This is a genomic window from Pseudomonas sp. App30 (assembly GCF_047947025.1).
GTDB lineage: Bacteria > Pseudomonadota > Gammaproteobacteria > Pseudomonadales > Pseudomonadaceae > Aquipseudomonas.
In genome coordinates, this window is the sequence record NZ_CP133165.1 from 4,177,802 (window position 1) to 4,200,512 (window position 22,711).

Here is a 22,711-nt window from a genome sequence, read left to right on the forward strand (position 1 = left end):
AGGTGCAACCCGGTGGTTGCTACATAACAACAACTAAAAGGAAGTTTCCCCGATGGGTGCGAGCAACCCCACCTTGATCACGTTCGTGGTCTATATCCTCGCCATGGTGCTGATCGGCTTCATGGCCTACCGCGCCACCAACAACCTCTCCGACTACATCCTGGGCGGGCGCAGCCTGGGCAGCGTGGTCACGGCGCTGTCGGCCGGCGCCTCGGACATGAGCGGCTGGCTGCTGATGGGCCTGCCTGGCGCGGTCTACCTATCCGGGCTGTCGGAAAGCTGGATCGCCATTGGCCTGATCGTCGGCGCCTACCTCAACTGGCTGTTCGTGGCTGGCCGCCTGCGGGTGCAAACCGAGCACTGCGGCGACGCCCTGACCCTGCCGGACTACTTCGCCAGCCGCTTCGAAGACCGCAGCGGCCTGCTGCGAGTGATCTCGGCGGTGGTGATCCTGATGTTCTTTACCATCTACTGCGCCTCGGGCATCGTCGCCGGCGCGCGGCTGTTCGAAAGCACCTTCGGCATGAGCTACGAAACCGCCCTGTGGGCCGGCGCGGCGGCGACCATTGCCTACACCTTCGTCGGTGGCTTCCTGGCGGTGAGCTGGACCGACACCGTGCAGGCGACGCTGATGATCTTCGCCCTAATCCTCACGCCCATCGTCGTGGTGCTGGCCACCGGCGGCGTCGATACCACCTTCCTGGCCATTGCCGCCCAGGACCCGGCGCACTTCGACATGCTGCGCAATACCAGCTTCATCGGCATCGTCTCGCTGCTGGGCTGGGGCCTGGGCTATTTCGGCCAGCCGCACATCCTGGCGCGGTTCATGGCGGCCGATTCGGTGAAATCCATCGCCAAGGCCCGGCGCATTTCCATGACCTGGATGATCCTGTGCCTGGGCGGCACTGTGGCCGTGGGCTTCTTCGGTATCGCCTATTTCGCCGCGCACCCGGAGCTGGCCGGGCCGGTCAGCGACAACCACGAGCGGGTGTTCATCGAACTGGCGAAGCTGCTGTTCAACCCCTGGGTGGCCGGCGTGCTGCTGTCGGCCATCCTGGCGGCGGTGATGAGCACCCTGAGCTGCCAGCTGCTGGTGTGCTCCAGTGCCCTGACCGAAGACTTCTACAAGGCCTTCCTGCGCAAGGCTGCCGGCCAGCGCGAACTGGTGTGGGTGGGGCGCGGCATGGTGCTGCTGGTGGCGCTGGTGGCCATCGCCATGGCCGCCAACCCGGAGAACCGCGTGCTGGGCCTGGTCAGCTACGCCTGGGCCGGCTTTGGCGCGGCGTTCGGGCCGGTGGTGCTGCTGTCGGTGCTGTGGCGGGGCATGACCCGCAATGGCGCCCTGGCCGGTATCGTCGTGGGCGCGGCAACGGTGGTGCTGTGGAAGCAGTTCAGCCCGGTGCCGCTGTACGAGATCATCCCCGGCTTTGCCTTCGCTACCCTGGCCATCTGGCTGGTCAGCGTGCTCGGCAAGGCGCCGTCGCTGGCCGTGCGTGACCGTTTCGACGCCTCCAGCGCGGCCTACCACGCCGGCAAATGATCGGATCGCGGCCCTGCAGCCTTGGGTTGCAGGGCCGCCCCGAGGTAAACTCCCGGGCCTTGCAGGAGTTGCCATGAACTATCGTCACGCCTATCACGCCGGCAACCACGCCGACGTCTTCAAACACCTGGTCTTGAGCCGCCTGCTTGCGCTGATGTCGCGCAAGGAGCAGCCCTTTGCCTACCTGGACACCCACGCCGGCATTGGTCTGTACGACCTGCGTGGCGACCAGGCCAGCCGTACCGGCGAGTTCCTGGAAGGCATCGCCCGCCTGTGGCAGGCCGATGACCTGCCGGCGCTGACCGCCGACTATATGGGCCTGGTGCGCGACATGAACCCCGACGGTGAGCTGCGCTACTACCCCGGTTCGCCCGAGGTGGCCCGCCGCCTGACCCGCCCGCAGGACCGCGTGCAGCTCAACGAGAAGCACCCGGCCGACGGCCTGCTGCTGAAAGACAACATGAAGGGCGACCGCCGCGTGGCCGTGCACCTGGGCGAGGGCTGGCACGTGCCGCGGGCCCTGCTGCCGGTGCCGGAAAAGCGCGCGGTGATGCTCATCGACCCGCCGTTCGAGCAGCTGGACGAGATGCAGCGTTGCGCCAAGGCGCTGAAAGAGGCGGTAGGGCGCATGCGCCAGACCGTGGCAGCCATCTGGTACCCGGTGAAGGACCAGCGTGCGCTGAAGCGCTTCTACCAGGACCTGGCCGGCAGCGGCGCGCCAAAGTTGTTGCGCGTGGAGCTGCTGGTGCACCCGGTGGATACGCCGCAGAGCCTGAACGGTTCGGGCTTGGCCATCGCCAACCCGCCGTGGGGCCTGGAAGAGGAACTGCGCGAGCTGCTGCCGTGGCTGGCCGAGAAGCTGGGCCAGACCCAGGGCAGCTGGCAGATGGACTGGCTGATCGCCGAGTGATTCGGCGGCGCCTGTGACGCGGCCTTGCGGCCGCTGCTACAGAGGTGCCGGGCCCCGAGATCGTAGCCGCTGCCGAAGGCTGCGCTGGCCGGTGTGAACACTGGAGGTTTCCAGTGGGGCATAGGGCCAGCGCAGCCTGGCGGCAGCGGCTACGCAATAGGCGTAGTTAGCGGTTCAACCAAGGCGGCATGCACACGCCGGTGCCACCCAGGCCGCAGTAACCCTCGGGGTTCTTGGCCAGGTATTGCTGGTGGTACGCCTCGGCGTAGTAGAAGGTCGGCGCTTCGGCGATTTCAGTGGTGATCGCGCCTTCGCCGGCCTTGGTCAGTTCCTCTTGGTACGCGGCCTTGCTGGCCTCGGCCGCAGCCAGCTGCTCAGCCGTGGTGGCAAAGATCACCGAGCGGTATTGGGTGCCGATGTCGCCGCCCTGGCGCATGCCCTGGGTAGGGTTGTGGGATTCCCAGAACGGCTTGAGCAGTGCCTCGTAGCTGGTTTCCTTTGGATCGAACACCACCAGCACCACTTCGCTGTGGCCGGTCAGGCCCGAGCAGGTTTCTTCATAAGTAGGGTTGGGCGTCATGCCTCCGGCGTAGCCCACGGCGGTGGTGTACACGCCTGGCTGTTGCCACAGCAGGCGCTCGGCGCCCCAGAAGCAACCCATGCCCAGGATGGCCACTTCCAGGCCCTCCGGGAACGGCCCGGTCAGGGTGCGGCCGTTGACGAAGTGCTCGGTGGGCACGGTCATGGCGGTTTCACGGCCAGGCAGGGCCTGGGCAGCGGTGGGCAAGACGTTTTTGTTCACAAGAATCTCCGAGCGCAGAACCATGTCCCATTCCCCTGAAGGCAGGTGTGGATAACCTGGGTGGTCATCTATTGATAGCCCGGTAGTTTGCCCGAGAGTGGCGCCGATGTCAGGCGCCGGGGCCGCGTGGGTAGCGCTTGAGGCGGCGCAGCAGCTCGTGGCTGGGGATAGGGCGGTCGAACAGGTAGCCCTGGCCCACGTCGCAGCGGTGGCGGCGCAGGAAATTCAGCTGCTCGGCGGTCTCGATGCCTTCGGCCACCACCTTGAGCTTGAGGTTGTGGGCCATGGCGATCACCGCCGAGGTGATCTCCATGTCGTCCTGGTTGTCGGGAATCTCGTGGATGAAGCTGCGGTCGATCTTGAGAATGTCGATCGGGAATTTCTTCAGGTAGCTGAGCGACGAATAACCGGTGCCGAAATCGTCCATGGCCAGGGTCAGGCCCAGCGCCTTCAACTGGTCCAGCTGCTGGTGGGTGTCGTCGGTGGCTTCCAGCAGCAGGCCTTCGGTGAGTTCCAGCTCCAGCAGCGCCGGGTCCAGGTCTTCGTCCTTGAGGATGTGGGCGATGGACGCCACCAGGTCCGGGTCGGAGAACTGCTTGGGTGACAGGTTGATGGCCACCTGCAGGCGGCCTAGCCCTGCAGCGATCAGGCTCTTGGTCATGCGGCAGGCCTGGCGCGCGATCCATTTGCCGATGGGGATGATCAGGCCGGTTTCTTCAGCCACGCTGATGAACTGGTCGGGGCGGATCATGCCCTTTTCCGGGTGGTTCCAGCGCAGCAGCGCCTCCATGCCCAGCAGGCGCCCGGTGCGCAGGCACAGCTTGGGCTGGTAGAACACCTCCAGCTCGTTCTGGGTCAGGGCGCGGCGCAGGTTGTTTTCCACGAACAGCTTGTAGCTGGCCTCGGCGTTCAGCGCCTCGGTGAACACCTGCACCTGGTGCTTGCCGTTGGCCTTGGCCTTGTGCAGCGCCAGGCCGGCGTTCTTCATCAGGGTCTGCGGGTCGCGGCCGTGCAGCGGTGCGCACGCCAGGCCCACGGAGCCGGTGACGTTGATCAGCTGGTTGTCGACGAACATCGGCTTGTCGAGGGTCTTGAGCACCTGCACGGCGGTCTGCTGGCCGGCTTCCAGGTCGGTGTTGTCCAGCAGCACGGCGAACTCGTTGCTGGCGAAGCGCGCCAGGCTGCCGGTCGGGCTCAGGCTGTTGCGCAGGCGCCGGGCCAGGCTGATCAGCAGCTTGTCGCCGGTCTGGTGGCCGAGGCTGTCGTTGATGCGCTTGAAGTTGTCGATGTCCACCAGCAGCAGGCTGATGGGGGTGTCGCTGTCGCGGGCGAAGCGCTCGTCCAGGTTGCGGATGAACGCCGGCCGGTTGCCCAGGCTGGTGAGGTTGTCGGTGTAGGCCAGGCGCTCGATGCGCTGCTGGGCCAGCTTGCTCTGGGTGATGTCTTCGTAGATGCCGATGTAATGCGTCAACTCGCGGTTGTCGCCGTACACCTTGGAAATCGACAGCTGGCCCCAGTAGGGTTCCAGGTTCTTGCGGCGGCTCTTGAACTCGCCCTGCCAGCTGTTGCTGTTGGCCAGGCTGCCGGGGGCGTCGAACAGAATTTCGCTGAGGTTCTCCAGGGCCGGCAGCTGCGACAGGCGCTGGCCGTGGACCTCTTCGGTGCTGTACTGGGTGATGGCCGTGAAGCTGGGGTTCACGTACTCCACCACGCCGTCGCAGTTCACCAGCAGGAAGGCGTTGGCGCTCTGTTCCACCGCGCGCTGGAACAGGTGCAGGGCGCTGGTGGCGGCGCGGCGGTTGTGGTTGTTGATGACCTGGGCGAACTGGTCGGCCAGCTCGCCGGCAAAGGCGATCTCGTCGGACTGCCAGGGCCGGGTTTCGCCGGTCTGTTCCAGGCACAGCACGCCCACCACCTGGCCGTCGATGCGGATGCTGGCGTCGAGGATGGCGTTGATGTCGCGCGCGCGCAGGCTCTCGACCATCTCGTGGGTGCGCGGGTCGAAGGCGGTGTCGTTGACGTCCACCGCGCGGCTGGTGTGCAGCGCCTCCAGGTAATCGGGGTAGCGGCTGACGTCGATGGGTTGCAACGGCCGGTATTCGCCCTTGAGGCCGTCGTAGGCGGCGATGGGCTCCATGCGCTGGTCGTTCAGGTTCCACAGGCTGGCGCCGCCGATGTCGTAGATTTCGCAGGCGCTGCGGGTGATCAACTGCGCCGCTTCGAGCATCGGGTTGTTGGTGCTGTAGCGCTGGCGGGCCAGGCGCAGGATCAGGTCCTGCTGGGCGCGCACGCGGTCCAGGTGTTGCAGTTGCTCTTGCTGGGCGCGCTGGTTCAGCTCCAGGGCGATCTGCAGGCGGTTGTTCTGCGATTCCAGGTCGCCCTGGCCGGGTAGTAGATCGCCCAGCAGGTCGTCGATCACCAGCAGGTAGCCGCGCAGCAGCTGGCGGTTGTGCTGCTTGTAGGGCTCGCCCAGCTCCAGCAGCGCCAGCGGGCCTGCCGAGGTGTGCAGGGTGTAGCGCACCAGGTAATGGGGCTTGCTGGCCAGCTGCAGCTGGATGGCGTCGTGCAGTTGGTAGCGAGCCTCGGGCTCCATCAGGCTGGCGTAGGGCGAACCGACCAGCGCGCACAGCTCCGCCGCGGGCAGGCCAAATTGGCGCTCGCAGTTGGGGTCCAGGAACAGCAGAGCCCAATTGGCTTCATTCAGCCGTTCGAAACGCAGCATACCGAGGCGCGAAGGCACCGGTAACTGCGTCACTACCTCGGCCGCCATACGGCTGGCGGCATCGGGTTGGCTTTTCATGGGGAGCTCGCTTCAAGAGTGCTGGTCGTGCGCGGGCGGGTACAAACCCTCAGGTTTCCGGGCGCATGTGGCAAGGTTGCATCATGGCGCTCAGGCTGACAAGCAATACAGTGGCTCCGTGCCTGTATCGTTATCGGCAGTGCGGTTCGATACTTCAATTTCCAGTGAAAATCAGTGTTTGTGGCGGTTTTGTTGGCGCCAGAGACCGGGTGGTTCTGAAGCGAAATCACTTGGGGCAACCCCAATTTGTTGCCCTGCCACCAAGGCGGACTGCGCAGATGCCACCGACTGTGCACGCCCGAAACAGATGTAGGACCGGGCTTGCGCGTCAGGCGGGGAAGCGCCGCGCGGGCGGTGCGCGGTCTGACGAACGCCGAAAATCCCAAGCGCACACCTCCAAGGCCCCACCACAACCCGTAGCCGCTGCCGCCAGGCTGCGCTGGCCTGCGTGAACCCTGAAGATCTCCAGTATAAGCGAGGGTCAGCGCAGCCCAGCGGCAGAAACTACAACGCCTAGCTTTGCGCTGCTTGATCCAATCCTTCCAGCGCAGCCGCCAGCAAGCCGCTGCTGCTGTCGATCAGTTGGCCCATGATTTGGTTCAAGGCTCGAGTTGTCCTCGTATCTGCGTCACATGCCTCGTCACACAATACGGCCATGTTTGCGAGGTTGGCGGCGAGGTGTTCGAGGGCTTCGTGTAGTGGGATGCCTGGTTGCACGCTGAAAAGCGCGTTGCCGGAAGATGTATGTCCGAAGGGGATGGCGAGCGTGGTCAATGCGTCTGAAGTCATGTTCATGGTCAGTTCCTCAAGTTTTGCCGCCACCTGTCGCCGTCAAACGAATAGGTGGCAGCTGTACGCAGGTTGACGGACCGGAGGAACCAACAAACCCGGCGCACCCGAAGGTGCCCCGCGCACAGCCGCCATAACGCGTGGACGAGCGCGTGCGCGTCCGAAATCTGCGATGGGACTTTGTTGATTTTCGAGGCCGTCAAACCTCATCACGAATGGGTCGTGACGGAGGCGAGGATAGGGGGTGAGTTCGGCAGGGTCAATCGTGGATGGTCTGGATTGTTGGGAAATATCCGCCACTAAAAATTGATCTCGCCGATCTTCAGTCGGCCAAACAAGGCGGACGGTGGAGAGGCCACTGACTGTGCACGCCCGAAACAACTGTGGGAGCGGGCTCTGCCCGCGAAGCGCCGTGCGGTGTGATGGGCGCCGAAAATCCCAAGCGCACACCTCCAGGCCCCACGACATGCGCTGGCCTGCGTGAACGCTGAAGATCTCCAGTGTAAATGAGGGCCAGCGCAGCCTTCGGCAGCGGCTACAGGGATTTTGGTGGGCCTCTGAAGTGTGCGCTTGAGATTTTCAGTGTTCACACAATCGAGCGCCGCCCGCGCGGCGCTTCGCGGGCAGAGCCCGCTCCCACAGTTTGTTTCGGGCCAATCATGCCAGTGACATCTCCACCGTCAGCCTTGTTTGTTCGCCATTGGATGGGTGGCGCGCCGTTTTAAAAGCAAAAAAAAGCCCCGCCAAATTGGCGGGGTTGAGGTACGAGCGTGGCGCTCGGAAAAAACAGGCCGCCCCCCACGCGGGGAGGCGGCGAACAGCGGTTTACAGCAGCATGGTGCGGATGTCGGTCAGCAGGTCGCCCAGGCGCTTGGTGAAGCGCGCGGCCGCGGCGCCGTTGATCACGCGGTGATCGTAGGACAGCGACAGTGGCAGCATCAGCTTGGGCTGGAAGGCCTTGCCGTCCCACACAGGCTGCATGGTGGCCTTGGACACGCCCAGGATCGCCACTTCCGGCGCGTTGACGATCGGCGTGAAGCCGGTGCCGCCAATGTGGCCGAGGCTGGAGATGGTGAAGCACGCGCCCTGCATGTCGTCTGCCGAGAGCTTCTTGGTCCGGGCTTTTTCAGCCAGGGCCGCGGCTTCGGCAGCCAGTTGCAGCAGGCTCTTCTGGTCGACGTTCTTGATGACCGGTACCAGCAGGCCTTCAGGGGTGTCTACCGCGAAGCCGATGTTGACGTACTTCTTGCGGATGATGGCCTTGCCGCTCGGGGCCAGGGACGCGTTGAAGTCCGGCAGCTCCTTGAGCAGGTGGGCGCACGCTTTGAGCAGCAGCGGCAGCACGGTCAGCTTGACGCCAGCCTTCTCGGCCACGGCTTTCTGCGCGACGCGGAAGGCTTCCAGCTCGGTGATGTCAGCCTGGTCGAACTGGGTGACGTGCGGCACGTTCAGCCAGCTGCGATGCAGGTTGGTGGCACCGGCCTGCATCAGGCGGGTCATCGGCACTTCTTCGATTTCACCGAAGCGGCTGAAGTCCACGACCGGGATCGGCGGGATGCCGGCGCCGCCGGTAGCGCCGGCTGCAGCAGCAGGGGCTTCCTTGGCCTTGGTCATGATCGACTTCACGTAGGCCTGAACGTCTTCCTTCAGGATACGGCCGTGTGGACCGGTGGCGCTGACAGCGCTCAGCTCGACGCCGAACTCGCGGGCCAGCTGGCGAACCGCCGGGCCTGCGTGAACCTTGGCGCCCGACGCGGCAGCCGGGGCGGCAGCGACAGGGGCTGGGGCGGCCGGGGCCTTGGCAGCAGGGGCTGCGGCAGGCGCGGCGGCGGCCGGTGCGGCAGCTGGGGCCGGGGCAGCAGCGGGGGCTGCGCCTGCGACTTTCAGCTTGAGGATCAGGTCGCCGGTGCCGACTTCGTCGTCCAGCTTGACGCTGATGCTCTCGACCACGCCTGCGGCAGGAGACGGGATCTCCATGCTGGCCTTGTCCGATTCCAGGGTGATCAGCGATTGGTCGACTTCGACGTTGTCGCCGACCTTGACCGACAGCTCGATGATCTTGGCCTTGCCCGACGAGCCGATGTCCGGCACGTGGATGTCCTGCACGCTAGGCGCGGCAGCAGCGGCCGGCGCCGGGGCGGCGGCAGGTGCTGGAGCGGCAGCAGCAGGTGCAGCAGCCTGGGCCGGTGCGGCGGCTGGGGCAGCGCCCGCCACCTTCAGCACCAGGATCAGGTCGCCGGTACCCACTTCGTCGTTCAGCTTGACGCTGATGCTTTCGACCACGCCGGCTTCCGGCGATGGGATTTCCATGCTGGCCTTGTCCGATTCCAGGGTGATCAGCGACTGATCAGCCTCGACGGTGTCGCCGACCTTGACCGAGATCTCGATGATCTGGGCCTTGCCCGACGAACCGATATCCGGCACGTGTACGTCCTTGCTGGCGGCAGCAGCGGCCGGGGCCGGTGCTGCAGCAGGCGCAGGGGCTGCTGCTTGTGGCGCAGCAGCAGGGGCGGCAGCGGCAGGCGCAGGCGCCGCGGGTGCTGCGGCAGCACCCTCGACTTCCAGCTCCAGTACGTCGTCGCCTTCTTTCAGGCGGTCGCCCAGCTTGACCTTGATGGCCTTGACCACGCCGGCCTTGGGAGCAGGGATTTCCATGCTCGCCTTGTCCGACTCCAGGGTCAGCAGGCTCTGGTCGGCTTCAATGCGGTCGCCAACCTTCACCAGCAATTCAATTACTTCACCCTCACCGCTGCCGATGTCAGGTACGCGAATGATCTCGCTCACGAAAATTCTCCTCAGCAGTCCAGTGGGTTGCGTTTCTCGGGGTCGATACCGAACTTCACGATGGCCTCGGCCACCACTTTAGGTTCGATGTCGCCACGATCAGCCAAGGCTTCCAGGGCAGCCAGCACGACGAAGTGGCGGTCGACTTCGAAGAAGTGACGCAGCTTCTTGCGGCTGTCGCTGCGACCGAAGCCATCGGTACCCAGGACTTTGAATTCCTTGGACGGAACCCACTGACGGATCTGCTCGGCGAACAGCTTCATGTAGTCGGTAGAGGCGATGACCGGACCTTTACGGCCAGTCAGGCACTCTTCGACGTAGGTGGCGCGAGGCTTCTGGCCTGGGTGCAGGCGGTTGAAGCGCTCGGCGGCCAGGCCGTCGCGACGCAGTTCGTTGAAGCTGGTGACGCTCCACACATCGGCGCCGACGTTGAACTGCTCGCGCAGGATCTTCGCCGCCTCGCGGACTTCGCGCAGGATGGTGCCCGAACCCAGCAGTTGTACGTGGTGGGCCGCTTCTTTCTTGTCTTCTTCCAGCAGGTACATACCCTTGACGATGCCTTCCTCGACACCGGCCGGCATGGCTGGCTGCTGGTAGGACTCGTTCATCACGGTGATGTAGTAGAAGACGTCCTGCTGCTCTTCGGTCATCTTCTTCATGCCGTCCTGGATGATCACCGCCAGCTCGTAGCCGTAGGTAGGATCATAGGTGCGGCAGTTCGGGATGGTGGCAGCCAGGATGTGGCTGTGACCGTCTTCGTGCTGCAGGCCTTCACCGTTCAGGGTGGTACGGCCGGCGGTGCCGCCGATCAGGAAGCCACGGGTACGGCTGTCGCCAGCGGCCCAGGCCAGGTCGCCGATACGCTGGAAGCCGAACATCGAGTAGAAGATGTAAAACGGCAGCATTGGCTGGTTGTGGCTGGAGTACGAGGTACCGGCAGCGATGAACGAGCTCATGGCGCCCGCTTCGTTGATGCCTTCTTCAAGGATCTGACCTTTCTGGTCTTCCTTGTAGAACATCACCTGGTCTTTATCGACTGGCTCGTACAGCTGGCCGACGGAAGAGTAGATGCCCAGCTGGCGGAACATGCCTTCCATACCGAAGGTACGGGCTTCGTCCGGAATGATCGGGACGATGCGCGGGCCGATTTCCTTGTCCTTGACCAGCTGCGCCAGGATGCGCACGAAGGCCATGGTGGTGGAGATTTCACGGTCGCCCGAGCCGTCCAGGATAGCCTTCAGGGTATCCAGTGGCGGGGTCGGCACGCTGAAGCTGTTGGCGCGACGCTGTGGCACGAAGCCGCCCAGTGCGTTGCGACGGTCGGCCAGGTAACGGGCCTCGGCGCTGTTTGGCTCTGGCTTGAAGAACGGCAGGTTTTCCAGCTCTTCATCCTTGACCGGGATGTCGAAGCGGTCACGGAACAGCTTCAGGCTGTCGACGTCGACCTTCTTGGTGTTGTGCGCGGTGTTCTTCGCTTCGCCCGCACCGGTACCGTAACCCTTGATGGTCTTGGCCAGGATGACGGTAGGTTGTTCCTTGTGGTTGACCGCTTCGTGGTACGCCGCGTAGACCTTGTACGGGTCGTGGCCGCCACGGTTGAGCTTCCAGATCTCGTCGTCGGACAGGTCGGCAACCATCGCCTTGAGTTCAGGCGTGTTGAAGAAGTGCTCACGTACGAAGGCGCCGTCTTTGGCCTTGTAGTTCTGGTACTCGCCGTCGATGACTTCGTCCATGCGGCGTTGCAGGATGCCGTCGACGTCCTTGGCCAGCAGTGGGTCCCAGAAACGGCCCCAGATGACCTTGGTAACGTTCCACTGGGCGCCGCGGAACACGCCTTCCAGTTCCTGGATGATCTTGCCGTTGCCGCGAACCGGGCCGTCGAGGCGCTGCAGGTTGCAGTTGATGACGAAGATCAGGTTGTCCAGCTTCTCGCGGCCGGCCAGGGAGATGGCGCCCAGGGATTCGGGCTCGTCGCACTCGCCGTCGCCCAGGAAGCACCAGACTTTCTGCTTGCCTGGCTGGATGAAGCCGCGGTGCTCCAGGTACTTCATGAAGCGTGCCTGGTAGATCGCCTGGATCGGGCCCAGGCCCATGGATACAGTCGGGAACTGCCAGAAGTCAGGCATCAGCCAAGGGTGCGGGTAGGACGACAGGCCCTGACCGTCCACTTCCTGGCGGAAGTTGTTCATCTGGTCTTCGGTGATGCGGCCTTCCATGAACGCGCGGGCGTAGACGCCTGGCGAGGTGTGGCCCTGGAAGTAGATCAGGTCGCCGCCGTGCTCGTCGGTCGGGGCCTGGAAGAAGTAGTTGAAGCCGATGTCATACAGGGTCGCACTGGAAGCGAAGCTGGAGATGTGACCGCCCAGGTCCGAATCCTTGAGGTTCGTGCGCATAACCATTGCCATGGCGTTCCAGCGCACCAGCGAGCGAATGCGGCGTTCCATGAACAGGTCGCCAGGCATGCGTGCTTCGTGGGTGACAGGAATGGTGTTGCGGTACGGCGTGGTGATTGCGTAGGGGAGTTGCGAACCACTGCGGGTGGCCAACTCGCCCATGCGAGTCATCAGGTAGTGAGCGCGGTCTTCGCCTTCTTTGTCGAGAACCGACTCCAGGGCGTCCAGCCATTCCTGGGTTTCGACGGGATCGAGGTCTTGCATGGCTTGCTCCAGGGCGGAAAGGCTTCCAGAATCGAAGCCTGAGTTTGCGACGGCCTTGTGGGCAGACGATATAGATTCTTGGATTACCGGGGGTTGTGCCGGCGTCGTGTAGTTTTACTACAAATCGTTCGTCATTTCATGCGTTGACATTGCGACCATCGTAGTAAAACTACAGGCAGAGGGCTTTTGGCCACCTGTCCCGTTGTGAGAAAAATCGATAACGTGGGTTAAAAACAAGTCCTCGAAAGGTTGAGTGCGATGCTTTCTGCCAGGAAATACGAATTTTCAGCTATTTCTAACTTTTGTACGACAGTCCAACCGGCGCGAATCAAACGCCCGGTGCCGTGCAACCCCCTTCGCACGCCGATCAAGGATAGACCATGAGCCTGCCAACAACGGTGCAATTGCCGGCCATTTTGACGCAACTTGTTGCGCGCAATCGCCAGACCTTCGAAGCCGCCGTGGCCACTACCGAACGTGCCGGCGAGCTGGCCAATTGGCCTGCCGCGACCTGGCAGGCGTTCGACCATGTGTGCGCCGCCAGCGACTTCGTCATCCAGCAGGCCAGCGCCACGCCCGCGCTGCTGCTTGACCTGGTGGCCAGCGGCGAACTGGACCGCAGCTTCGCCGCCGGCGAGTTGCGCGCACAGCTTGCCGCCGCCGTGGCCGCCGCCGGCAGCGACGATGAACTGGGCCGCCAGCTGCGCCGCCAGCGCGCGCGCCAGCAGGTGCGCATCATCTGGCGCGACCTGACGCGCCAGGCCGACCTGGTGCAAACCTGCCGCGATTTGTCCGACATGGCCGACGCTGCAATAGATGAAGCATATAAATGGTTGTATAGACGTCACTGCGACCAGTTCGGCGTGCCCAAGGGGCGGCGCACGGGCGAAGTGCAGCAGATGGTCATCCTGGGCATGGGCAAGCTGGGGGCAGTGGAGCTGAACCTGTCCTCGGACATCGACCTGATCTTCGCCTACCCCGAGGGCGGCGAGACCGAGGGCGTGAAGCGCCCGCTGGACAACCAGGAGTTCTTCATTCGCCTGGGCCAGCGGCTGATCAAGGCGCTGGACCCGGTGACCGTCGATGGCTTCGTATTCCGCGTCGACATGCGCCTGCGCCCCTACGGCTCGGCCGGCGCCCTGGTGCTGAGCTTCAACGCCCTGGAACAGTACTACCAGGACCAGGGCCGCGACTGGGAACGCTACGCCATGATCAAGGCGCGGGTGGTGGCCGGCGACCAGCAGGCCGGCGCGCAGTTGCTGGAGATGCTGCGGCCGTTCGTGTACCGCCGCTACCTGGACTTCTCCGCCATCGAGGCGCTGCGCACCATGAAGCAGTTGATCCAGCAGGAGGTGCGGCGCAAGGGCATGGCCGAGAACATCAAGCTGGGCGCCGGGGGCATCCGCGAGGTGGAGTTCATCGCCCAGGCGTTCCAGCTGATCCACGGCGGCCGCGACCTCAGCCTGCAGCAGCGGCCGTTGCTCAAGGTGTTGGCCACCCTGGAAGGCCAGGGTTACCTGCCGCCTGCGGTAATCGCCGAATTGCGCGAGGGCTACGAGTTCCTGCGCTACACCGAGCATGCCATCCAGGCCATCGCCGACCGCCAGACGCAGATGCTGCCCGACGGCGCAACCGACCAGGCGCGCATCGCCTTCATGCTTGGCTTCGCTGACTGGAACAGTTTCCACGAGCGCCTGATGCACTGGCGCGGCCGTATCGACTGGCACTTCCGCCAGGTCATCGCCGACCCCGATGAAGACGAGGGCGACGAAGGCGAGGTGGTAGTGGGCGGCGAGTGGCTGCCGCTGTGGGAAGACGTGCAGGACGAAGAGGCGGCCTGCCGGCAGCTGCAGGACGCCGGTTTCAGCGACGCGAGCAAGGCCCTGCGGCAGTTGGCCGGCCTGCGTGCCAGCCCGCAGCTGCGCGCCATGCAGCGCATCGGCCGCGAGCGCCTCGACGCGTTCATCCCGCGCCTGCTGGCCCAGGCCGTGGAACACGACAACCCGGACCTGGTGCTGGAGCGCGTGCTGCCGCTGGTGGAGGCCGTGGCCCGGCGTTCCGCCTACCTGGTGCTGCTCACCGAAAACCCCGGTGCCCTGCGCCGCTTGCTGACCCTGTGTGCCGCCAGCCCGTGGATTGCCGAGCAGATCGCCCGCTACCCGCTGTTGCTGGACGAGCTGCTGAACGAAGGCCGGCTGTTCAATCCGCCGCTGGCGCCGGAACTGGCCGCCGAGCTGCGCGAGCGGCTGACGCGCATCCCCGAGGACGACCTGGAGCAGCAGATGGAGGCCCTGCGCCACTTCAAGCTGGCCCACAGCCTGCGCGTGGCGGCCTCGGAAATCGCCGGCAGCCTGCCGCTGATGAAGGTCAGCGACTACCTGACCTGGCTGGCCGAGGCCATTCTTGAACAAGTCTTCATGCTGGCCTGGCGCCAGACCGTGGCGCGCCACGGCCTGCCCCAGCGGGCCGACGGCAGCCCCTGCGACCCGGGTTTCATCATCGTCGGCTATGGCAAGGTCGGTGGCATCGAGCTGGGCCACGGCTCGGACCTGGACCTGGTGTTCATCCACGACGGCGACCCCACCGCCGAGACCGATGGCGCCAAGCCCATCGACGGCGCGCAGTTCTTCACCCGCCTGGGCCAGCGCATCATTCACCTGCTCACCACCCAGACCAACTCAGGGCAGTTGTACGAGGTGGACATGCGCCTGCGGCCCTCGGGCGCTGCGGGCTTGCTGGTCAGTTCCTTGACCGCCTTCGGCCGTTACCAGGAGCACGAAGCCTGGACCTGGGAGCACCAGGCGCTGGTGCGCGCGCGGGTTCTGGTGGGCTGCAAGCACGTGGGCACCGCCTTCGAGCAGGTGCGCGCGCAGGTGCTGGGCCGCGAGCGCGATTTGCCCAAGCTGCGCGCCGAAGTCAGCGAGATGCGCGCCAAGATGCGCGACAACCTGGGCACCAAGGCCACTGCCGCCGGCACCGGGGCCAACGCCTTCGAGCCAGGGGCGCCGTTCGATATCAAGCAGGACGCCGGTGGTATCGTCGATATTGAATTTATGGTGCAATACGCGGCCCTGGCGTGGTCCAGGGATTATCCGGCGTTGCTGAAATACACCGATAATATCCGCATTCTGGAAGGGCTCGAGCAGGCCGGGTTGATACCCGCCACCGACGCGAGCCTGTTGCGTGAAGCCTACAAGGCCTACCGCTCGGCCGCCCACCGCCAGGCCCTGCAGAAGCAGGCCGGGGTGATCGGCGGGGATCAGTTTGTCGCCCAGCGTAGGGAAGTGCTGCGCATTTGGGCCGAAATGGGCTTGAGTTGATGTAGCAGGGCTGGGAGGCCTGGAAGGCCTGAAAGGGGCGCAGGCGGTCAATCTGCGCCTGACCAAAAGACAAGACGGGGAGGCCAGGCTGTACACCAACGGCCTGCTGCCTCCTCGGTCGTTTCTGGAAAAAGCATGAAAATTCTGATCATTGGACCCAGCTGGGTCGGCGACATGGTGATGGCGCAGACACTGTTCCAGTGCCTCAAGGTGCGCCACCCCGACTGTGTGATCGATGTGCTGGCGCCCGAGTGGAGCCGGCCGATCCTGGAACGCATGCCCGAAGTGCGCCAGGCCTTGAGCTTCCCGCTCGGCCACGGCGCGCTGGAACTGGCCACGCGGCGCACCATCGGCAAGTCGCTGAAGGGGCAGTACGACCAGGCGATCCTGCTGCCCAACTCGCTGAAGTCGGCGCTGGTGCCGTTCTTTGCCGGCATCCCGAAGCGCACCGGCTGGCGTGGCGAGCTGCGCTATGGCCTGCTCAATGACGTGCGGCGCCTGGACAAGGCCCGGTACCCGTTGATGATCGAACGCTTCATGGCCCTGGCCTTCGAGCCCGGCGCCGAGCTGCCCAAGCCGTACCCGCGCCCCACCTTGCGCATCGACCCGGCCAGCCGCGACGCGGCCCTGGCCAAGTTCGGCCTGGTGCTGGACCGGCCGTTGCTGGTGTTGTGCCCCGGTGCCGAGTTCGGCGAGGCCAAGCGCTGGCCGTCGGAGCACTATGCCAAGGTCGCCGAGATGAAAATCCGCGAAGGCTGGCAGGTGTGGCTGTTCGGCTCGAAGAAGGACCACCCGGTGGGCGAGGCAATCCGCGGCCGGCTGATCCCGGGCCTGCGCGAAGAGTCGGTGAACCTCAGCGGCGAGACCTCGCTGGCCGAGGCCATCGACCTGATGAGCTGCGCCGACGCCGTGGTGTCCAACGACTCGGGCCTGATGCACGTGGCCGCGGCGCTGAACCGCCCGCTGGTGGCGGTGTACGGCTCGACCTCGCCGGGCTTCACGCCGCCGCTGGCCGACCAGGTGGAAGTGGTGCGCCTGGGCCTGGATTGCAGCCCGTGCTTTGACCGCACCTGCCGCTTCGGCCACTACAACTGCCTGCGCCTGCTGGAGCCGCAACGGGTGTCCGATGCCCTGCAGAAGCTGGAAGGGCCGGCCACGGTCGAACTGACGGTCGGGGTCGATTAAGTTGCGGGTACTGTTGATCAAGACCTCGTCCCTGGGCGATGTCATCCATGCGCTGCCGGCGCTGACCGATGCCGCCCGGGCCATCCCGGGCATCCGTTTCGACTGGGTGGTGGAAGAAGGCTTCGCCGAAATCCCCACCTGGCACCCGGCTGTGGATAAAGTCATCCCGGTGGCCATCCGCCGCTGGCGCAAGAACGTCTGGGAAACCATCAAGAGCGGCCAGTGGCGGCGCTTCAAGCAGGCGTTGGGCGAGCGCAAGTACGACCTGGTGATCGATGCCCAGGGCCTGCTGAAAAGCGCCTTGCTGACCCGTTACGTGAAAGCGCCGATTGCCGGCCTGGACCGTGAGTCGGCGCGCGAATCCCTGGCCAGCCGCTTCTACGACCGGCGCCTGGCCGTGGGCCGCGGCCAGCACGCGGTGGAACGCCTGCGCCGGCTGTTCGCCCTGGCGCTGGGCTACGACCTGGCCCCCGGCCCGGGTGAATACGGCCTGGCGGCCGAGCGCCTGGGCAACGGCAAGTCGCGCGTGCCCTACGTGGTGTTTCTGCATGGCACTACCTGGGACACCAAGCACTGGCCCGAGATCTACTGGCGCGAAATGGCCGAGCGCCTGGGCCATGCCGGCATCGAAGTGCGCCTGCCCTGGGGCAACCCGGTGGAGCATGAGCGCGCCGAGCGCATTGCCGCAGGCTTGAAAAACGCCGTGGTGCTGCCCAAATTGAACCTGGCGGGCGTGGCGAAAGTGCTGGTGGCGGCGCGCGCCTGCGTGGCGGTGGACACCGGGCTGGGCCACCTGGCCGCAGCGCTGGACGTGCCGACCATTTCCCTGTTTGGCCCTACCAACCCGGGGCTGACCGGGGCCTATGGCCGCGACCAGGAGCACCTGGCCAGCGACTTTGCCTGCGCCCCGTGCCTGTCCAAGACCTGTACCTATCAGCCGACGCCGGAAGACCAGCGTCGGTTCGATCTTAAACGCGAGTGGCCCCTGTGCTTCACTCGCCTGAATCCCGAGCGTGTGGCGAGCCGACTAAGCGCATTGTTACTGGCTGAGGATCTTCGTTGATGCAACTGGCGTTTGTTCTATACAAGTATTTCCCGTTTGGCGGGCTGCAGCGCGACTTCATGCGCATTGCCCTGGAGTGCCAGAAGCGCGGGCACCAGATTCGCGTGTACACGCTGATCTGGGAGGGCGAGGTGCCGCCTGGTTTCGAGGTGCTGGTGGGCCCGGTGAAGGCGTTCTCCAACCACCGCCGCAACATCAAGTTCAGCGCCTGGATGGACAAGGACCTGGCCAAGCGCCCGGTCGACCGCGTGATCGGCTTCAACAAGCTGCCGGGCCTGGACGTGTACTACGCCGCCGACGGCTGCTACGAGGACAAGGCCCAGACCCTGCGCAACCCCATGTACCGGTTCTGGGGCCGCTACCAGCATTTCGCCGAGTTCGAGCGCGCGGTGTTCGCGCCCGAGGCCAAGACCGAAATCCTGATGATTTCCGAGGTGCAGCAGCCGCTGTTCATCAAGCATTACCACACCCCGCTGCAGCGCTTCCACCTGTTGCCGCCGGGCATTTCCCTGGACCGCCGGGCGCCGGCCAACGCCGCGCAGATCCGCGCCGAGTTCCGCGCCGAGTTCAAGCTGGGCGCCGACGACCTGCTGATGGTGCAGATCGGCTCGGGTTTCAAGACCAAGGGCGTGGACCGCAGCCTCAAGGCCCTGGCGGCGCTGCCGCCGGAGCTGAAGAAGCGCACGCGGCTGTTCGTCATCGGCCAGGACGAGCCCAAGTTCTTCCAGCTGCAGGCTGCCGCCCTGGGCCTCAGCGACCAGGTGGAGATCATGAAGGGGCGCAGCGATATCCCGCGCTTCCTGCTGGGCGCCGACCTGCTGATTCACCCGGCCTACAACGAAAACACCGGCACCGTGCTGCTGGAAGCCGCCGTGGCCGGCCTGCCGGTGCTGGTGTCGGCGGTGTGTGGCTACGCCCACTACATCGCCGAGGCCGACTGCGGCCTGGTGCTGGACGAGCCGTTCGAGCAGGCGCAATTGAACCAGTACCTGGTGCGCATGCTCAGCGATGGCCAGGCGCGCGCCGACTGGGGCCGCAACGGCCTGGCGTTCGCCGACAGCGCTGACCTGTACAGCATGCCGCAGCACGCCGCCGACGTGATCCTGGCCGGAGCCGCCTCATGAAGCTGATCCTTGCCGAGCCGTTCAAGACGCTGTGGGCCGGGCGCGACCCGTTCGAGGCCGTGGAGGCCTTGCAGGGCGAGGTGTACCGCGAGCTGGAAGCGCGCCGCACGCTGCGCACCGAAGTGGATGGCCGCGGCTATTTCGTCAAGATCCACCGCGGCATCGGCTGGGGCGAGATCGTCAAGAACCTGGTCACCGCCAAGCTCCCGGTGCTGGGCGCCGGCCAGGAATGGCAGGCCATCGAACGCCTGCAGCAAGCGGGCGTGGCGACCATGACCGGCGTGGCCTACGGCGAGCGCAACAGCAACCCGGCCGACCAGCATTCGTTCATCATCACCGAAGAACTGGCACCGACCGTCAGCCTCGAAGACTACAGCATCAACTGGCGCACCGAGCCGCCGCAGCCGCGCCTCAAGCGCGCGCTGATCGCCGAGGTGGCGCGCATGGTCGGCATGATGCACCGCGCGGGCGTCAACCACCGCGACTGCTACATCTGCCACTTCCTGCTGCACACTGACAAACCGGTGACGCCGGACGATTTCAAGCTGTCGGTGATCGACCTTCACCGCGCCCAGACCCGCCCGGCCATCACCCGCCGCTGGCGCAACAAGGACCTGGCCGCGCTGTATTTCTCGGCGCTGGACATCGGCCTGACCCGCCGCGACAAGCTGCGCTTCCTGCGCGGTTACTTCCAGCAGCCGCTGCGCCAGGTCCTCAAGGACGAAGCGCGCCTGCTGGCCTGGCTGGAAGGCAAGGCCGAGAAGCTTTACGCGCGCAAGCTGCGCTACGGGGATGCGCTCTGATGGCGGGTTGGAACCTGGCGCCGGAATACGCGCACCTGCACGCCGAGTTCGGCACCCTGGACGCGGTGTTCGCGCTCAAGGGCGAGCACCTGACCCGCGACCCGCTGTCGGAAGTCAGCCGCGTCAACGTCGCTGGCGTGAACTACTACGTCAAACGCTACACCGGCGCCGGCAAGGGCCTGCGGCGCTACCTGGGGCGGCCACGGGTGAAGTCCGAATGGCAAAACCTCAAGCGTTTCGCCAAGTGGGGCATTCCTACCGCCGAGATCGTCGGCTGGGGCCTGGAGCGCAAGGGTGCGGCCTTCCACCGTGGCGCGCTGATCACCCGCGAGCTGCCCAACACCGTGGACATGTCGGCGCTGGCCGACCAGCACGACCCGCGCCTGCAAGACCGCGCCTGGGTCGATGTCATCAGCCGCCAACTCGCGCGCGCCACGCGGGCGATGCACGACGAGCACTTCACCCACAACGACCTGAAGTGGCGCAACCTGCTGGTGGACGACAAGAACACGCTGTTCTTCATCGACTGCCCCAACGGCGCGTTCTGGATCAGCTTCTGGCTGCGCTACCGCATCACCAAGGACCTGGCCTGCCTGGACAAGGTGGCCAAGTACCAGCTGTCCAACACCCAGCGCCTGCGTTTCTACCTGCAGTACCGCAACCGCAAGCACCTGAATGCTTCGGACAAGCGCCGCATCCGTCACATCATCACGTTTTTCGAGGGCCGCGAATGAGCGACTTCATCGCCGACGCCGAGCAGGGTTTGCTGCAGCGTCATGGCCTGGACAGTTTCGATGCGCTGTGGACCCTGCAGCTGGACCCGGTGGACGAACCCAACACCGCCCGCGGTGGCTACAGCCAGGTGTTCCGCCTGGAGCTGGAAGGCAAGGGCTATTACCTCAAGCGCCAGCGTGGCTACCTGACCCGCACCTTGCACCACCCGCTGGGCGAGCCGACGTTCTCCCGCGAGTTTCGCAACATCCGGCGCTACCAGCAGCTGGCGATTCCTGCGTTGCAGGCGGCCTACTACGGGCAGCGCAAGCTGGACGGCGACCTGTGCGCCATCCTCATGACCCGGGCGCTGGACGGCTGGACCGACCTGGACGCGCTGCTGCTGGACTGGAGCGCCTCCACGGCCTCGCGGCGCCAAGCCATCCTGGCCGCCTGCGGCACGCTGGCGCGCACGCTGCACGGTGCCGGCCAGGTGCATGGCTGCTTCTACCCCAAGCACATCTTCCTGCGCCGGGGTGCCCACGGCTACCAGGCGCAGCTGATCGACCTGGAGAAAACCCGCCCGGCGCTGTTTGGCCGGCGTGACCGCGTCCGCGACCTGGAGCCGCTGCTGCGCCGCGCGCCCATGTGGGGCGAGGCGGACATTCGGGTGTTCCTGGCCGCCTACCTGAACCAGGACGCCGCCAGCCCGCTGGTACAGGACTGGCTGCAACGCCTGACCCGCCGCCGCAGCCACAAGGAGGGTCGCTGATGCGCCTGTCCGAACTGACCAGGGCCGGCCGCGCGCCGGCCTTGCCCTTGAGCCTGACCCTGGCCGACGCCGCCGGCAGCGCCGAACTGCAACTGCTGAGCCTGCTGCGCGTACTCCCCGGCCAGCGGTACGTCGGTGCCGGCGTGTGGCGTGGCCGCACGGTGCTGGCCAAGCTGCTGGTGGGGCCCAAGGCGGCGCGGCACTTCCAGCGTGAGCGCGACGGCGTCAAGCACCTGGCCTCCCAAGGCCTGACCACCCCGCAACTGCTGGCCGAAGGGCTGGAGGACGGTGAGGGCGGCTGGCTGCTGTTCGAATACCTGGAAGGCGCACAAAGCCTGGCCCAGGCCTGGGCAGCGGTGGAAAACCTGCCGGTGCTGGCCGATGCGCAGACCGAGGTGCTGGGCGAGGCCCTGGCCGCCGTCGCCGCCATGCACGCCAAGGGCCTGTGGCAGGAAGACTTGCACCTGGACAACCTGCTGCGTCACGACGGCCAGCTGTACCTGATCGATGGCGCCGGCATCTGCGTGGAAGAACCCGGCAAGCCGCTGTCGCGCCAGCGCGTGCTGCAGAACCTGGGCGTGTTCTTCGCCCAACTGCCCAAGCCGTTCGAGCCCTTCATCGAAGAACTGCTGGTGTATTACCTGCTGGCCAACGGTGAGCACGCGTTGCCGCTCGAAGCCCTGCTCAAGCAGGTCGATAAGGTGCGCGCCTGGCGCCTGAAGGATTTCCTGGCCAAGGTGGGCCGCGAGTGCAGCCTGTTCGCCGTCAAGCGTGGGGCGTTCATGCTGCGCGCCATCCGTCGCGGGGAGGAGCCGGCCATGCTACCGGTGCTGGCCCAGGCCGACGCCTTGCTGGACCAGGGCCACCTGTACAAGACCGGCGGCGCTGCCAGTGTCGGCCAGGTGCAGGTGGGCGGCCGGCCGCTGGTGATCAAGCGCTACAACATCAAGCACTTCGCCCACTGGCTCAAGCGCTTCTGGCGCCCCAGCCGCGCCTGGCATTCGTGGGTGCAGGGCAACCGCCTGGCGTTCCTGGGCATCGCCACGCCCAAGCCGCTGGCCGTGCTGGAGAAGCGCTTCCTGTGGCTGCGCCGCAGCGCCTACCTGGTCACCGAACACCTGGCCGGCCCCGACCTGATCGAGCGTTTCGCGCCCTATGTGGATAACGCCGCCGTGCCGGAAGCCGAACTGACCGCCCTGGACCAGTTGTTCGCCGACCTGACCCGCGAGCGCATTAGCCACGGCGACCTCAAGGGCCACAACCTGTTCTGGGACAATGGCCGCTGGGCGCTGATCGACCTCGATGCCATGTGCCAGCACAGCAGCCAGGCGAGCTTCGCCCCGGCCTACGCCCGCGACCGCGCGCGCTTCCTGCGCAACTGGCCAGCGGACAGCGCCCTGGCCCGAATGCTGGACCAGCGCCTGCCGCGTTTGCCCTGACGCCGCCTGCGG

At 65.6% G+C, this 22,711-nt stretch carries 15 protein-coding genes; 10 read left to right on the forward strand and 5 right to left on the reverse strand.

The annotated features are described in order from the left end of the window. Positions 1–52: 52 nt before the first annotated feature. Positions 53–1,540, forward strand: coding sequence for a sodium/proline symporter PutP (putP, locus tag RAM80_RS19520; RefSeq protein ID WP_416422089.1), 1,488 nt, complete (start codon positions 53–55; stop codon positions 1,538–1,540). A 73-nt stretch (positions 1,541–1,613) separates the two neighbouring features. After that, complete coding sequence (locus RAM80_RS19525; protein ID WP_416422090.1) at positions 1,614–2,450, forward strand: 23S rRNA (adenine(2030)-N(6))-methyltransferase RlmJ; 837 nt, start codon at positions 1,614–1,616, stop codon at positions 2,448–2,450. Positions 2,451–2,616: 166 nt separating this feature from the next. On the opposite strand, the gene msrA is transcribed toward RAM80_RS19525, so the two are convergent. The 5 genes from msrA to aceE all read right to left on the reverse strand — a co-directional run bounded on the left by msrA (position 2,617) and on the right by aceE (position 12,282). Beyond that, positions 2,617–3,276 carry a peptide-methionine (S)-S-oxide reductase MsrA gene (msrA, locus tag RAM80_RS19530; RefSeq protein WP_416422091.1) on the reverse strand — a complete coding sequence of 220 codons (660 nt, stop codon included), beginning with the start codon at positions 3,274–3,276 and terminating at the stop codon, positions 2,617–2,619. 85 nt (positions 3,277–3,361) lie between these two features. Then, positions 3,362–6,052 carry an EAL domain-containing protein gene (locus RAM80_RS19535; protein ID WP_416422092.1) on the reverse strand — a complete coding sequence of 897 codons (2,691 nt, stop codon included), beginning with the start codon at positions 6,050–6,052 and terminating at the stop codon, positions 3,362–3,364. A gap of 513 nt (positions 6,053–6,565) precedes the next feature. After that, positions 6,566–6,847: a DUF3077 domain-containing protein gene (locus RAM80_RS19540; RefSeq protein WP_416422093.1), complete on the reverse strand. Its 282-nt coding sequence runs from the start codon at positions 6,845–6,847 to the stop codon at positions 6,566–6,568. An 819-nt stretch (positions 6,848–7,666) separates the two neighbouring features. Next, positions 7,667–9,625 carry a dihydrolipoyllysine-residue acetyltransferase gene (gene aceF, locus RAM80_RS19545; protein WP_416422094.1) on the reverse strand — a complete coding sequence of 653 codons (1,959 nt, stop codon included), beginning with the start codon at positions 9,623–9,625 and terminating at the stop codon, positions 7,667–7,669. A gap of 11 nt (positions 9,626–9,636) precedes the next feature. Continuing rightward, positions 9,637–12,282 (reverse strand): pyruvate dehydrogenase (acetyl-transferring), homodimeric type, encoded by a 2,646-nt coding sequence (gene aceE, locus RAM80_RS19550; protein WP_416422095.1) that lies wholly within the window; start codon positions 12,280–12,282, stop codon positions 9,637–9,639. 380 nt (positions 12,283–12,662) lie between these two features. Here aceE and glnE point away from each other — a divergent pair, with 380 nt between their 5' ends. From glnE to RAM80_RS19590, 8 genes are all read left to right on the forward strand, one after another. Beyond that, entirely contained in the window at positions 12,663–15,602 is a 2,940-nt protein-coding gene (glnE, locus tag RAM80_RS19555; RefSeq protein WP_416422096.1) for a bifunctional [glutamate--ammonia ligase]-adenylyl-L-tyrosine phosphorylase/[glutamate--ammonia-ligase] adenylyltransferase, read from the forward strand. A gap of 135 nt (positions 15,603–15,737) precedes the next feature. After that, on the forward strand, positions 15,738–16,787 hold the full coding sequence (waaF, locus tag RAM80_RS19560; protein WP_416422097.1) for a lipopolysaccharide heptosyltransferase II: 1,050 nt from the start codon (positions 15,738–15,740) through the stop codon (positions 16,785–16,787). Between the two features lies 1 nt (position 16,788). Next, positions 16,789–17,850, forward strand: a complete 1,062-nt coding sequence (waaC, locus tag RAM80_RS19565) for a lipopolysaccharide heptosyltransferase I (RefSeq protein WP_416422098.1) — start codon at positions 16,789–16,791, stop codon at positions 17,848–17,850. Continuing rightward, positions 17,850–18,974 carry a glycosyltransferase family 4 protein gene (locus RAM80_RS19570; protein ID WP_416422099.1) on the forward strand — a complete coding sequence of 375 codons (1,125 nt, stop codon included), beginning with the start codon at positions 17,850–17,852 and terminating at the stop codon, positions 18,972–18,974. Before waaC ends, RAM80_RS19570 begins: the two co-directional genes overlap by 1 nt. Next, on the forward strand, positions 18,971–19,777 hold the full coding sequence (gene rfaP / locus RAM80_RS19575) for a lipopolysaccharide core heptose(I) kinase RfaP (RefSeq protein WP_416422100.1): 807 nt from the start codon (positions 18,971–18,973) through the stop codon (positions 19,775–19,777). The genes RAM80_RS19570 and rfaP overlap by 4 nt, the downstream gene beginning before the upstream one ends. Beyond that, a complete protein-coding gene (locus RAM80_RS19580; protein ID WP_416422101.1) occupies positions 19,777–20,511 on the forward strand; it encodes a lipopolysaccharide kinase InaA family protein in 735 nt (244 codons plus the stop codon). The genes rfaP and RAM80_RS19580 overlap by 1 nt, the downstream gene beginning before the upstream one ends. Then, positions 20,508–21,260, forward strand: coding sequence for a lipopolysaccharide kinase InaA family protein (locus tag RAM80_RS19585; RefSeq protein ID WP_416422102.1), 753 nt, complete (start codon positions 20,508–20,510; stop codon positions 21,258–21,260). The genes RAM80_RS19580 and RAM80_RS19585 overlap by 4 nt, the downstream gene beginning before the upstream one ends. Continuing rightward, positions 21,260–22,699 (forward strand): lipopolysaccharide kinase InaA family protein, encoded by a 1,440-nt coding sequence (locus tag RAM80_RS19590; protein ID WP_416422103.1) that lies wholly within the window; start codon positions 21,260–21,262, stop codon positions 22,697–22,699. Before RAM80_RS19585 ends, RAM80_RS19590 begins: the two co-directional genes overlap by 1 nt. Positions 22,700–22,711 lie beyond the last annotated feature (12 nt).